This window comes from Kitasatospora sp. Xyl93 (assembly GCF_055383135.1).
Map to the genome: position 1 here is coordinate 1,988,173 of NZ_AP029185.1, position 13,033 is coordinate 2,001,205.

At 73.8% G+C, this 13,033-nt stretch carries 11 protein-coding genes; 8 read left to right on the top strand and 3 right to left on the bottom strand.

Annotated elements, in window-relative coordinates:
- Positions 1-434 precede the first annotated feature (434 nt).
- The gene (locus tag ACZ5GH_RS08500; RefSeq protein ID WP_387758094.1) at positions 435-821 is read right to left on the bottom strand and encodes an ATP-binding protein; all 387 of its coding nucleotides are present in this window, start codon (positions 819-821) and stop codon (positions 435-437) included.
- A 746-nt stretch (positions 822-1,567) separates the two neighbouring features.
- Here ACZ5GH_RS08500 and ACZ5GH_RS08505 point away from each other — a divergent pair.
- The 4 genes from ACZ5GH_RS08505 (at position 1,568) to ACZ5GH_RS08520 (ending at position 5,758) form a co-directional block, all read left to right on the top strand.
- Positions 1,568-2,278 carry an urease subunit gamma gene (locus tag ACZ5GH_RS08505; RefSeq protein WP_387758092.1) on the top strand — a complete coding sequence of 237 codons (711 nt, stop codon included), beginning with the start codon at positions 1,568-1,570 and terminating at the stop codon, positions 2,276-2,278.
- Positions 2,275-3,996: an urease subunit alpha gene (locus ACZ5GH_RS08510; RefSeq protein WP_387758090.1), complete on the top strand. Its 1,722-nt coding sequence runs from the start codon at positions 2,275-2,277 to the stop codon at positions 3,994-3,996. The genes ACZ5GH_RS08505 and ACZ5GH_RS08510 overlap by 4 nt, the downstream gene beginning before the upstream one ends.
- Positions 3,997-4,013: 17 nt before the next feature.
- Entirely contained in the window at positions 4,014-5,063 is a 1,050-nt protein-coding gene (locus tag ACZ5GH_RS08515) for an agmatine deiminase family protein (RefSeq protein ID WP_387758088.1), read from the top strand.
- A gap of 95 nt (positions 5,064-5,158) precedes the next feature.
- Entirely contained in the window at positions 5,159-5,758 is a 600-nt protein-coding gene (locus ACZ5GH_RS08520) for a TetR/AcrR family transcriptional regulator (RefSeq protein WP_387758086.1), read from the top strand.
- A 712-nt stretch (positions 5,759-6,470) separates the two neighbouring features.
- Here ACZ5GH_RS08520 and ACZ5GH_RS08525 read toward each other — a convergent pair.
- Positions 6,471-8,108, bottom strand: coding sequence for a hypothetical protein (locus ACZ5GH_RS08525; protein ID WP_464333847.1), 1,638 nt, complete (start codon positions 8,106-8,108; stop codon positions 6,471-6,473).
- A gap of 316 nt (positions 8,109-8,424) precedes the next feature.
- On the opposite strand from ACZ5GH_RS08525, the gene ACZ5GH_RS08530 reads away from it, so the two are divergent.
- From ACZ5GH_RS08530 to ACZ5GH_RS08540, 3 genes are all read left to right on the top strand, one after another.
- Complete coding sequence (locus tag ACZ5GH_RS08530) at positions 8,425-8,964, top strand: hypothetical protein (RefSeq protein ID WP_401116509.1); 540 nt, start codon at positions 8,425-8,427, stop codon at positions 8,962-8,964.
- 102 nt (positions 8,965-9,066) lie between these two features.
- Positions 9,067-9,732: a DUF3105 domain-containing protein gene (locus tag ACZ5GH_RS08535; protein ID WP_387758082.1), complete on the top strand. Its 666-nt coding sequence runs from the start codon at positions 9,067-9,069 to the stop codon at positions 9,730-9,732.
- Positions 9,729-10,463: a DUF305 domain-containing protein gene (locus tag ACZ5GH_RS08540; RefSeq protein WP_464333848.1), complete on the top strand. Its 735-nt coding sequence runs from the start codon at positions 9,729-9,731 to the stop codon at positions 10,461-10,463. The genes ACZ5GH_RS08535 and ACZ5GH_RS08540 overlap by 4 nt, the downstream gene beginning before the upstream one ends.
- Positions 10,464-10,646: 183 nt before the next feature.
- On the opposite strand, the gene ACZ5GH_RS08545 is transcribed toward ACZ5GH_RS08540, so the two are convergent.
- Positions 10,647-12,185: an MFS transporter gene (locus ACZ5GH_RS08545; protein WP_387758079.1), complete on the bottom strand. Its 1,539-nt coding sequence runs from the start codon at positions 12,183-12,185 to the stop codon at positions 10,647-10,649.
- 216 nt (positions 12,186-12,401) lie between these two features.
- On the opposite strand from ACZ5GH_RS08545, the gene ACZ5GH_RS08550 reads away from it, so the two are divergent.
- Positions 12,402-12,938 carry a MarR family winged helix-turn-helix transcriptional regulator gene (locus tag ACZ5GH_RS08550; protein WP_464333849.1) on the top strand — a complete coding sequence of 179 codons (537 nt, stop codon included), beginning with the start codon at positions 12,402-12,404 and terminating at the stop codon, positions 12,936-12,938.
- Positions 12,939-13,033: the final 95 nt, after the last annotated feature.

Genomic DNA, 13,033 nt, shown 5'->3' on the forward strand with positions numbered 1-13,033 from the left:
CTACCGCTCGCGGCTCGACGGTTCGCGGCTCTACCGCTCGCGGCTCGACGGTGGGCGCCGCGCCGGGAGGAAGCGCCGGCCCCGGCGACTCGGGCTCAGTGGGCATGCTGCTCCTGCCGCTGCCGTGGCGGACCGCGCCGACCGTCCGGACGGGCCGCGTGGCGGTGTGATGGGTCGTGCTGGATAGGACGGTGCGACGGACGGTGGCCAGTCGAGGTTCGGTCTCCCCGCTGCTTCCCGCACGTGGACACACATTCCCACCATCCTGGCCAATGTTCGGCCGAGCGGCAATGCCAACGGGCCGGAAATCTTCCGTTCCGCCTTCTGTTCAGGGCTTCCTTCGACGGCGAATCAATCGACGGCGAACCATCGTACGACCCGGCGGCCGGCGCCGGGCCGGGGCCGGCCGGTGGCGCCGGGACGACCGCGCCGGCTCATGGCGTGGCGAGCTCGAACCAGGTGACCTTGCCGTCGCCGCGCAGCTGCACGCCCCAGGAGTCCGCGAGCGCCTCCACCAGCAGCAGGCCGCGCCCCGAGGTCGCGTACTCGGCCTCCGGATCGCGCCGGCGACCGGGCAGTCTGCTGGTGCCGTCCTGCACCTCGACCCGCAGCCGGTGGTCCGAGCCGAGCACCGCGTCGAACACCGCGCCCTTGCCGGTGTGCAGCAGCGCGTTGGTGACCAGCTCGGAGGTGAGCAGCTCGGCGGTGTCGGACAGCTCCGGCACCCCCCAGTGGCTCAGCGCCGACCGCAGCCGCCGCCGGACCGCGCCCACCCCGACCAGGTCCGCCGGGTCGAGCGCCAGGTGCAGCCGGCGGTGCACGGCACAACCCGGAGCCGGTGAGCCCGGCAGGGTCGTCCCGGTGCCGCCGACCGGCCCCTGGACCGGCCCGGACCGGTAGGCGTCGCCGGAACTCGTCCGCTGCCGCGGGAATCGCGACTGACCGTCCATCAACCCATGCCCCCGCCCTGAATCCCAGGCCCCCGCCTCCGGATCCCCCGCCGGCCGGGTGGCCCCCTCGATCTGACCACTCATCCTCATGCCCAGTTGACGGCGTTTGCAACAGTGTGCGTCCGATCACGTGGGGTGAAAGGGGCACGGGGTGGTTCGCGTGATCCAACTGCCCGCGCCGGACAGGTTTGCGAAGCGCAGAGGCCGTTTTCGAGGACGCCCCCGCCCGAGCCCGCGCACACCCGGCGCCCGTACGGACCGTGCGCCCGCCTGCGCGCCCCTCCCCCGCACCCGCCGCGCGCCGGGGGCGAGGGGAGCGCCGGGACGCGCCGGGGCCGGGCGCCGGGGGCCGGGGGCCGGGCGTCGGGACTGGGGCTCTCGCGGGCGCATCCTGTCCCGTCCGGGCCGCTCACCCCCATCCCCCGCCCAGCAAGCCGAACGCCCGCGCAGCGGCAACGCTGGACAGGGCGGCCCGGTGCGGGTTCAATGACCCGAGATGTTTGAACGACGTTCTAACATCGCCCCCGGAGCATCCGAGCCCCGGCCCCCTTCCGGGACCGGACCCCTTCCGAGGCCCCGAGCCGACCCCCTCCCCCGGCGACCGCGAGCGAGGAACCGTGCGACTGACCCCCACCGAGCGGGACCGGCTGCTGATCTTCACAGCAGCCGAGCTGGCCCGCGCCCGCCGCGCCCGGGGCGTGCGCCTCAACATCCCCGAGGCCACCGCCCTGATCGCGGACACCGTCTGCGAGGCCGCCCGCGACGGCCGACGCCTGGCCGAGGCCATCGAGGCCGGCCGCTCCGTGCTGACCGCCGAGGACGTGCTGCCCGGCGTGCCGGACGTGGTCACCGTCGTCCAGGTCGAGGCGGTCTTCGACGACGGCACCCGCCTCGCCGTCGTCAACGACCCGTTCCGCGGCGCCGGCTCGCTCGGCGACGAGGCCCCCGGCGGCGCGCTGATCGGTGACGGCACCGGCTACGACCCGGTCGAGGAGACCCTGCTGCTCCCCGTCCACAACACCTCCGGGGTGCCGATCTCGGTCACCTCGCACTTCCACTTCTTCGAGGCCAACCCGCGTCTGGCCTTCGACCGGGCCGCCGCCTACGGCACCCACCTGGCCGTCCCGGCCGGCTCCTCGGTCCGCTTCGACCCGGGCAGCACCGTGGAGGTCGGCCTGGTGCCGATCGGCGGCGAGCGGGTCGCGATCGGCTTCGCGGGGCTCGTGGACGGTCCCCTCGACGCGCCCGGCGCGAAGGAGGCCGCCCTCGCGAAGGCCCGCGCGACCGGCTACCTGACCAGCTTCGACGACTCGGAGGTGCCCTCGTGACGGCGATCTCTCCCCACGACTACATCTCCGTGCACGGCCCGCGCGCCGGGGACCGCGTCCGGCTCGGCGACAGCGGACTGATCGTCCGCGTGGAGTCCGACTCCCAGGCGCCCGGCGACGAGTTCCTGGCCGGCTTCGGCAAGACCGCCCGCGACGGCCTGCACCTCAAGCCCGCCGCCGTCCGGGACACCTGCGACGTGGTGATCAGCAACGTGCTGGTGATCGACGCGGTCCAGGGCATCCGCAAGACCTCGATCGGCCTGATCGGCGGCCGGATCGCCTCGATCGGGCGGGCGGGCAACCCGGACACCCTGGACGGCGTCGACGTGGTCGTCGGCACCGGCACCACGATCGTCTCCGGCGAGGGCCTGATCGCCACCGCCGGCGCCATCGACACCCACGTCCACCTGCTCTCGCCGCGGATCATGGAGGCCTCGCTGGCCTCCGGCGTCACCACGATCATCGGCCAGGAGTTCGGCCCGGTCTGGGGCGTCGGCGTCAACTCGCCCTGGGCGCTGCGCCACGCCTTCAACGCGTTCGACGCCTGGCCCGTCAACATCGGCTTCCTGGGCCGTGGTTCGTCCTCCGACGAGGCCCCGCTGATCGAGGCGCTGGCCGAGGGCGGCGCGTCCGGCTTCAAGGTGCACGAGGACATGGGCGCGCACACCCGCGCCCTGGACACCGCGCTGCGGGTCGCCGAGGAGTACGACGTCCAGGTCGCCCTGCACACCGACGGCCTGAACGAGTGCCTGTCGGTCGAGGACACCCTGAAGGTGCTGGAGGGCCGGACCATCCACGCCTTCCACATCGAGGGCTGCGGCGGCGGGCACGTCCCCAACGTGCTCAAGATGGCGGGCGTGCCGAACGTCATCGGCTCCTCCACCAACCCCACCCTGCCGTTCGGCCGGGACGCGCTCGGCGAGCACTACGACATGATCGTCTCCGCGCACGACCTCAAGCCCGACCTGCCCGGCGACGCCGCGATGGCCCGCGACCGCATCCGGGCCGGCACCATGGGCGCCGAGGACGTGCTGCACGACCTCGGGGTCATCGGCATCACCTCCTCCGACGCCCAGGGCATGGGCCGGGCCGGCGAGACGGTGCGCCGCACCTTCGCCATGGCCGGGAAGATGAAGGCCGAACTCGGCCCGCTCGACGGCACCGGCTCGTACGGGACGACGGAGAGCGGCGACGACAACGAGCGCGTGCTGCGCTACATCGCCAAGCTCACCGTCAACCCGGCCATCGCGCACGGACTTTCGCACGAGGTGGGCTCGATCGAGGTCGGCAAGCTCGCCGACATCGTGCTGTGGCGCCCGGACCACTTCGGCGCCAAGCCGCAGCTGGTCCTCAAGGCCGGTTTCCCGGCGTACGGCGTGGTCGGCGACCCCAACGCCTCCACCGACCGCTGTGAACCGCTCGTTCTGGGGCCCCAGTTCGGCGCCCACGGCGCGACCGCCGCCGACATCTCGGTGGCCTTCGTCGCCCAGGCCGCCGCCGACGGCGCCTACCTCGACCGGGCCGCCGACGGGCTGCCCACCCGCCGCCGCCGGGTCGGCGTGCGGAACACCCGCGGCATCGGGCCGCGCGACATGGTGCGCAACGCCCGCGTCGGCCACGTCGAGGTCACCGAGACCGGACTGGTCTCCCTGGACGGCTCGCCGCTGCGCTCCGAGCCCGCCGACAGCGTCTCGCTCAGTCGCCTCTACTTCCTCTGACCCTCCCCTAGGACGCGATGATGACCACCCCCACGCCCGCCTCGCTCGGCTACCGGATGCCCGCCGAGTGGCACCCGCACGACCGCACCTGGATGGCCTTCCCCACCGCCAACCCCACCTTCGACGGCCCCGAGCAGCTGCACGCCGCCCGCCAGGCCTGGGCCGCCGTCGCCGACACCATCGCCGGGTACGAGCCGGTGACGCTGGTCGTCAACACCGGTGAGACCGCGGAGGCGCGCAAGTACGTCTCCGAGCGGGTCGAGATCGTCGAGCGCCCGCTGAACGACGCGTGGATGCGCGACATCGGCCCGTCCTTCCTGATCGACGGCAAGGGCTCGCTGGCCGCCGCCGACTGGATCTTCAACGGCTGGGGCGCGCAGTCCTGGGCCCGCTGGGACAAGGACCAGCACATCGCCGAGCACATCGGCGAACTGACGCAGGCGCGGCGCTTCGCCTCCCGGCTGATCAACGAGGGCGGCGGCATCCACGTCGACGGCGAGGGCACGGTGCTGGTCACCGAGACCGTCCAGCTCGGCGAGGGCCGCAACGCGGACTGGACCAGGGAGGAGGTCGAGGCCGAGCTGCACGCCTTCCTCGGCACCACCAAGGCGATCTGGCTGCCGCGCGGGCTCACCCGCGACTACGACGAGTTCGGCACCCGGGGGCACATCGACATCGTGGCCTCCTTCGTGCGCCCCGGCGTCGTGGTCGCCCACGTCCAGCCCGACCCCGCGCACCCGGACCACGAGGTCTGCCGCGAACTGGTCGCCGTCCTGCGGGCCTCGACCGACGCCCAGGGCCGGCCGCTGGAGGTCATCGAACTGCCCGCCCCCACCGTCCTGCTGGACGAGGACGGCGAGCCGGTCGACTACTCGTACATCAACCACTACGTGGCCAACGGCGCCGTGATCCTGTGCGCCTTCGACGACCCGCGCGACCAGCAGGCCGCCGACATCCTCGCCGAGGCCTACCCGGGGCGCACCGTCGAACTCGTCGACGCCCGCGAGATCTTCGCCAACGGCGGCGGCATCCACTGCATCACCCAGCAGCAGCCGAAGGCGCTCTGACGCCCCACCCGGGTGGGAGCCGCGCGCTCCCACCCGGGCCGCCTTCCGAGCGCCGGGCCGCCTTCCGAGCGCCGTGCCACCGAGGAGATCCGCACATGGCCGACCCCCGCCCGCGCCGGCCGGCCCGACCCCGCGAGGAGGTCTTCGCCGCCGCCCGGGCCGCGATCGCCGAACACGGGCTCGCCGGACTCACCATGGCCGGGCTCGGCAAGCAGCTCCAGATGAGCGCCGGGCACCTGCTCTACTACTTCGGCAGCAAGGACCAGTTGCTGCTGGAGACCCTCCGCTGGAGCGAGGACCAGCTCGGCGCCCGCCGCCGCGAGGCCCTCGCCGACCGCGCCCTCGACCCCTGGCAGCGCCTCGACGCCTACCTGCGCCTCTACCTGCCGGAGGGGGCCGGCGACCCGCGCTGGATCCTCTGGGTCGAGGTGTGGGGCCGCTCCCCGGCGAGCGCCGAGATCCGCCAGGGCCAGCAGGAGATCGAGGCACCCTGGCAGGCCGACCTGGTCGCCCTCATCGAGGAGGGCACCGCCGCCGGCCACTTCACCCCGGGCCCCGCCGCCGACCGCGCGGTGCAGATCCGCGCCCTGCTCGACGGTCTCGCCGTCCCCATCGCCATCGGCCTCCCCGACGCCCACCACCCCGCCGCCCTCACCCAGGCCACCGCCGTCACCACCATCCTCCTCCGCACCTGACCCACCTGCGCCCCTGCGCCGGCCGTGGCCCTGGCCCTGCGCGAGAAGTCGGCCCCGCCGACTTCTCGCGCAGGCACCCAACCAGCCACCCGGAAAAATATGCAGACCGGTCTACTTATTCGCACCCGCTCAGGCACCCGCGCACAGGAAGTCGACCCAGCCGCCTTCCTGTGCAAGCGCTTCACATCCCCCGTCGCAAAAATATGCAGACCGGTCTACATATCGTTCCACCCGAACACCCACCGACCCCCTCCCGGCGGCGGCAACCTCAACGCCTGCACACGAGAAGTCGACCAGACCGACTTCTCGCGCAGTGGTCAGCCTCCGGACGTTGCCCGAGGGGTAAATATGCAGACCGATCTACAGATTCGCTCTCACCCCCGAGTCCCCGTGCACAGGAAGTCGACTCAGCCGACTTCCTGTGCGAGCCCCCAACGCTCGAATATGCAGACCGGTCTACAGATTTACGGTGCCAGATCTCCGCAGATGAGTGTGCGCCCGGTCGACTCGCTGTACGGCAGGTGAGAGGGGACTCCGCGCGAGAAGTCGATCAGGCCGACTTCTCGCGCAGGTGCGGGAATCGTGCCCGGGCACCGCACACAGGAAGTCGGTGGGGCCGACTTCCTGTGCGGTAGGGGACACGGGGGGCGGGGCGTGAGAAGTCGGCCGGGCCGACTTTTCGTGCGGGGTGAGGGCGCGGGTTGGGTCGGGGTCACTCGGTCCAGAGGGCGGCGGCCGTGCGGTCGTCGGCGTAGCCCTTGGCACGGACCTGGACCTGGCGGAGGAAGTCGACGGTGCCCGGGGGGTGCGGGTGGGCCCAGTGGGAGGAGAGGAAGTGGGCGACGGCCGGCTCGTCGGCGATGGGGCGGGCCAGGCCGGGGGCGCAGAGGAGGAGGATGTCGCCCGGCGTCGCGGGGACGAGCCGGAAGCGGAACGGGCGCGGGCCGGGGGCCGGAGCCTCGGGGACCGGCGGCTGACCGTCCGGGTGGTGCAGCAGTCGGGCCGCGTAGGCGTCGATCCAGTGACCGGAACGCAGCAGGTAGAGCCCGCCCGGCCCGACGCCGAAGGCCGCGCGGTAGCCGGCCTCCGGGTCCAGCGACACCATCAGGCAGTGCAGCGAGGCCGGTGACGGGCTGTCGTCCCCCTCCGCCCGGGGCGCCAGGGCGCGCAGCGGGGCGGCCGCGCCGGTGGCCAGGCGCTGGAGGCCGTAGCGGAGCCGGTCGCGGGCGCCGTCGCGCAGGTCGGCGGCCAGTCCGGCCCGGCTGCGCCCGATCGCGGCGGCGAGCTGGTGGCACGCCTCCCCGGTGGCGGCCGCGACCGCCGCCGCGGTGACCGCCTCCTCCTCGGCAGTCCCGCCCGTACGGTCGAAGCCGCCGAGGACGGCGAGCAGCAGGCCGTCGGGCCCCTCGCCGAACCGGGTGACCAACAGGGAGTCGCGGCGCGGCTCGCCCCGGTAGCGCGCGGAGTCGCCCCGCACGGAGGCGGCGCGCAGCACGGACGATCCGTACTGGGCGCCGTCCAGCACGGTGTCCGGTACGAGCGCGCGCAGTGCGCCCGGGTCCGCCTCGGGTACGGCCGTCGGCTCGGGTCCGTAGGTCGGGGGGCGTTCGCCGACGTGGGGGACGGCGCCGCCGTCGGCGAGCGGTGCGCGGACGGCCAGGCGGGGATCGGGGGCAGCCGCGGCCTGGACCACGGGCTCAGGGTCGGGGTCGGGATCGGGATCGGGCTCCGGGGTGTGGACGGGCTCGGGCTCGGGCTCCGGTTCGGGTTCGGGTTGTGCTTCGGCGACGGGCTCCGGCTCGGGCTCCGGTTCGGGGGTGGGCGGCGGGGTCGGCTTCTCCAGGGAGACCGGGTCCGAGACCGGTACGGCCTCCGGCTCCGGTGCCGCCTTCGGTGCCGCCTTCGGTGCGTCGTCGGCGAAGGCGGGGGCCGGGAACTGGTGGGTCTCGGTGGAGGTCCGCTGACGCCCGATCCCCTCCGTTCCTCCGATCACGCCGACCGCGGTGTCGAACCAGTCGTCGATGCTGTCCCGGTTGTCCGAGCCCGCCGAGATCTCGGAGCCCACCGGGCCCGCCGAGCCCGTCGGCCCCTCGGAACCGTCAGGCTCACCGGGCGTCTCCGGCTCGGATTTCGCCTCCGCTTCCGGTTCAGGCTGCGCTTCCGGCTCCGGCTCCGCCGACCGCTGCTGCCCGATGAGCCCGACCGCCGTGTCGAACCAGTCGTCCACGCTGCCGTCCCCCGGGTCGGCGTGCGGGGTGTCCGGGAGGGTGCCCGTCGGACCGTCGTAGACGGCGTCCCACCAGCCGTCGTCCGGCCGGTGCGGTTGTGCGGGTGCACCCTGCTTGCTCATCTGACGGCTCCTGGTCGTTCCGTGGTCGCGCCGCCCCCGGCGGGCCGGGCTGACGACATTGTTCTCCACCCGCGACGACCCTGTCCGGGTTTCGGCGACAACCGGTCACCCACCGGAAGGTCCCGGCCACCGCGCTCACCAGCCGGTTCGCCGGACCGGCGCCGGATACGTCATCGGTTCGTCCGCTTCCGTTCCGTCCGCGCTTGCCGGATGTGTCCGGAGCAGGGCGTTTCCTGGCCATCCGGGTGTCCGCGCCGCCGAAAATGGGGGCCAATGGGGGGCATCGCATCACTCGTTCGGCTGATTAAATGTGCGCATGACCGCGTCGGCCCCCAGTTCACCCCGACCGGGGAGGGCCGCGTCCGCGGGCCGCCCGGTGGGTCGGCTGTTGGTCCTGCTGCTCGCCGCGCTGCTGACGCTGCTGCCCTGCGCGGGCCCGGCGAAGGCGGCGGACGGCTCCGGACACCCGGCGCCGCCCTCGGCCACGGTCGGCGCCGTCACCGTCGTCAGTGTGGTCAATGTCCAGGTCGCCACCGGGCAGACCTCCCACAGCGGCCGCGCCGCGAAGGTCACCAAGTCCGCGCAGTCCTCGGACCACCACCGGACGGCCGAGGAGCAGGGGCACTGGATCCTCTGCACCGCCGACGGCCAGCCGCCGCGCAACAACGGCTGCTCCAGCCACCCGTACTGCCCGCAGGACGCCCAGCTGCCGAACCCGCCGCCGCAGCCGCAGCCCGCCGTGTCACCGCTGACCCCCGCCGCGCCCGAGGCGCTGCCCCGGGTGGTGCCGACCGGTCTGCTGGACGGCTCGCACCCGGTTCCCGACCTGCACGAACTCCAGGTCCACCGGTCCTGAGTGGAACCCGCCGTCGGCACGACCGCCGACGGATCCGATCTTCCTCTCACTCCAGCTGACCGCCGCCACCGACCCGGTGCGGCGGGGACAAGGACGACCACCATGGGTTCCGCTTCCAAGCAGTCCAACAAGCCCGGCGGCAAGCAGGCCGGCGGCGACCGCCGCGCCCGGATCGCCGAGCTGCGCGCCGCCGAGCAGCGCCGCGACCGCCGCAACAAGATCTTCGCCTCGGTGGCGGCAGGCGTGCTGGTGATCGGTGCGATAGCCACCGGCACCTGGGTCGTCATGGACCAGAACCAGAAGAAGAAGGACAAGGAGACCGCCGCCAACGCGGACATCCCGGGCGTGAAGACCTTCGGCGAGCTCAGCCGCACCCACGTCAAGGACAAGGTCACCTACCCGATGACCCCGCCGGTCGGCGGCGACCACAACGCGATCTGGCTGGACTGCATGGGCCACGTCTACGACCAGCCGGTCGAGAACGAGCGCGCCGTCCACTCGCTGGAGCACGGCGCGGTCTGGGTGACGTACAACGGCAAGGCCACGCCGGACGACCTCAAGACCCTCTCCGACAAGGTCAAGAAGACCCCGTACTCGCTGATGAGCCCGTACCCGGACGAGGAGGGCACCATCACCCTCAACGCCTGGAGCACCCAGCTGATCGTGGAGAGCGCCAGCGACCCGCGGGTGGAGCAGTTCTTCACCAAGTACGTCCAGGGCAAGCAGACCCAGGAGCCGGGCGCCTCCTGCACCATGGGGCAGATGTGACCGCCGAGCCGGGCCGCCCCGACGGGGCCCTGACGGAGGACGCCGCGCACGCCGAGGCGGACGCCGTCGAGGAGGGCGGGCCCTCGCGCCGCCGCCGGATGTGGTGGCCGGCCGCGCTGGCCGCCGCCGTGGCGCTGGCGCTCGGGGTGCCGGCCCTGGTGGCGAGCGGGACCTCCGCGTCCGGCTCGTCCACGCTGTCCGTCCCGGCCGACGACTCCCCCGAGGCCGGGTTCGCCCGCGACATGGCGACCCACCACCAGCAGGCCGTGGACCTGTCGTTCGTCGTCCGGGACCGCACCGCCGACGAGCCGACCCGCACCCTGGCCTTCGACATCATCAACACCCAGGCCAACCAGCGCGGGATGATGATGGGCTGGCTCGACCAGTGGGGGCTGTCCCAGCACGCGACCGCCACGCCGATGGCGTGGATGAAGATGGGCCACGAGTACCAGGCCCACGACGGTTCGCTGATGCCCGGCATGGCCACCAACACCCAGATCGCGAAGCTGCGCACGCTCAGCGGGCGGGACGCCGAGGTGTACTACCTCCAGCTGATGATCGAGCACCACAAGGGCGGCGTGGAGATGGCCCAGGGCTACGTCGACAAGGCCGGGAACGAGACGGAGAAGCGGCTCGCGCAGTCGATGGTGGTCGGCCAGACCTCCGAGCTCCAGCTGATGACCGACATGCTCAAGGAGCGTGGCGCCGCCCCCGGCATACCAGCCTCCTGAGCGGCCGCTCCGCACGCTCGGCGGGCGGGCCGCCTCGGGCGTTGCGGGCGTTCCGCAGGTCCGTGTGCTCCGTGTGCCCCGCGCTCTCCCCGGACGGCCGGGGCGTCGGCGGGGACGGTCCCGTACCGTCCCCGCCGCGCCCCGGCCGTCCGCCGTTCTGCCGGTTCCTCCCAGCCGTGGCCCTCAGGCCCGGGTGGGCCGGGTGAGGAGCGCGGCCGCGGCTGCGACGGCGGCGAGGATGAGGAGGACCGTCCGCCCACCGGACTCGGCGCCCGCCAGGTGGACGCCGAGGACGGACAGGGCCATGCCGAGGGCCGTACCGAGGCTGCGGGCCATGTTCACCATGCCGCCGCCGACCGCCGAGCACTGCGCCGGGATCGTCCGCATCACCAGCGCGTTGTTGGCGGGCAGCAGCAGGCCCAGCCCGTACCCGGCGACCAGCAGCGGGGGCGCCGCCGCGACCGAGGCCGGCAGCAGGGCGAACAGCAACAGTCCGGCGGCCGCGAGCAGTGCGCCGAAGCGGCACCTGGTCGCGTCCCGCCAGGCACCGGGCAGCAGCCCGCCGCCGACCGTCGCGGCGAACGCGAACGCGGCGGGCAACAGGGTGACCACCAGGCCCGCGTGGGCCGTCGACACCCCCGCGCCGGTGAGCAGCACCGGGCCCAGCACCAGCGGGCAGAACAGCAGCAGGTAGCCGATCAGTGCCACCAGCAGGCCGGAGCGCACGCCCGGGGTGTTGATGAGGCCGGGTGCCAGGATCGGGCGGGCGGCCCGCCGTTCCTGGCGCACCAGCGCCAGGGTGAGGGCGGTGGAGGCGAGCAGCAGGGCGGCCACCGCCCAGCCGGGCAGGGGCAGTCCGGAGGCGGTGGACAGGGCGAGCAGCAGCGCGGTGGTCGCCCCGGTGAGCAGCAGCATGCCGGGCAGGTCGAAGCGGCCGTCCTCGCGGGGCCCGTCGAGTCGGGCTTCGGAGAGGCGGGCTTCGCTGTGGCGGGCTTCGGAGAGTCGGGCTTCGGAGAGTCGGGCTTCGCTGTGGCCGGCGCCGGCGAGGCGGGGGCCCGGGACGGCGGCCGGAACGGCCGGGGCGGCCGACGCGCAGGTGCGGGTGCGGGGCAGCAGGTACCAGCCGGCCACGATGCCGAAGACCGCGATCGGCACGTTGACCCAGAACACCCAGCGCCACGAGGCGTGCTCGACCAGCAGTCCGCCGAGGCTGGGTCCGAGCGCCAGGCCGAGGCCCTGGGCGGAGGCCTGGATGCCGAGCGCGCGCCGCATCGCGCGCTCGGGGACGCCGCGCGCCACCAGGGCGACGCTGTTGGCCTGCATCATCGCGGCGCCGACCGCCTGGACGGCGCGGCAGCCGACGAGGGCCCAGAGGCCGCCGGCGAATCCGGCCCCGAGCGAGGCGAGGCCGAAGACCGCGAAGCCGCCGATGTACATCGTCTTGCGGCCGACGCGGTCGGACAGCCAGCCGATCGGGGCCAGCAGGGCGACCAGGACCAGCAGGTAGGCCAGGGCGACCCACTCGACCGCGGCGAACCCCGCGTCGAAGTCACGGCCGATGGCGGGGAAGACCAGGGCGATGACGCTCGCGTCGAGCTGGCCGAGGAAGGCTCCGAGGCAGACCGTGGCGACGGCGAGCCAGTGGGCGTGGCGCCAGCCGGCTATGCCGCGTGGCCGGGGCCGCTCGGTGAGCAGCCGCGAGGCAAGGGTGGCGGCGTTCATGTGCACGAATATATCGAATACAGATATGTTCCTGCTACGAGCAGATCGCTCTACGACGGGTCGCGTTCCATGGCACGGACGGTGCCCCGGACGGACGCCTGCCACGGAGCCCGCGGCGGAACCCCCGACGGAGCCGCGAGCAGGCGCGGCCAGGCGCGTCCGCGGACCCCGAACCGGCCGCCGGACCGCCCCGCACCAGGAGATACGCTGTCCGCCATGCCGTCGTCACCACACGTTCCCGACTCCGCCACCGGAAGCACCGACCCGGCGGTCGAGCACGCCCGGCGGCTGACCGACACCGTCACCCGGCTGCGCCGCGCGCTGCGCAGCAGCATCCGCACCGACTACCCGTGGGAGTCCCTGCCGATGGCGCAGGTCGAACTCCTCCAGACGCTGGCCGCCGCACCGCTGCGGGTCGGCGAGCTGGCCGCGCGGCAGCGCCTCGCGCCCAACACCGTCAGCGGGTTGGTCGGGAAGCTGCTCGACGCCGGATTCGTCGACCGCCAGGCCGACCCCGGCGACCGTCGCACCGCCCGGATCGCCCTCACCCCGGCCGGCCGGCGGCAGCTGGACGACTGGCAGCACGCCCACGAGCGGCGGATCGCCACCGCACTCGGCACCCTGGACCCGGCCGACCGGGCGGCGGTCGTCGACGCCCTGCCGGCGCTGGAACAGCTCGCCCGCGCCCTCGCCCGGACGGGCACCGGGGCCGAACAGGGGGCTGCGGCCGAGCAGGAGGCTGCGGCCGAGTAGGGGGCTGCGGCCGAGCGGGAAGTCACGGCCGAACACAGGGCAGCCGCCGGACAGGACCCCGAAGCTGGATAAACCGCTGGTGGCCGGGGTCCGTC

Bases quoted from the DNA above. Each gene is read 5' to 3' on its own strand.
- ACZ5GH_RS08515 (WP_387758088.1), top strand. From the start codon at position 4,014: ATGATGACCACCCCCACGCCCGCCTCGCTCGGCTACCGGATGCCCGCC.
- ACZ5GH_RS08520 (WP_387758086.1), top strand. From the start codon at position 5,159: ATGGCCGACCCCCGCCCGCGCCGGCCGGCCCGACCCCGCGAGGAGGTC.
- ACZ5GH_RS08525 (WP_464333847.1), bottom strand. From the start codon at position 8,108: ATGAGCAAGCAGGGTGCACCCGCACAACCGCACCGGCCGGACGACGGC.
- ACZ5GH_RS08530 (WP_401116509.1), top strand. From the start codon at position 8,425: ATGACCGCGTCGGCCCCCAGTTCACCCCGACCGGGGAGGGCCGCGTCC.
- ACZ5GH_RS08535 (WP_387758082.1), top strand. From the start codon at position 9,067: ATGGGTTCCGCTTCCAAGCAGTCCAACAAGCCCGGCGGCAAGCAGGCC.
- ACZ5GH_RS08545 (WP_387758079.1), bottom strand. From the start codon at position 12,185: ATGAACGCCGCCACCCTTGCCTCGCGGCTGCTCACCGAGCGGCCCCGG.
- ACZ5GH_RS08550 (WP_464333849.1), top strand. From the start codon at position 12,402: ATGCCGTCGTCACCACACGTTCCCGACTCCGCCACCGGAAGCACCGAC.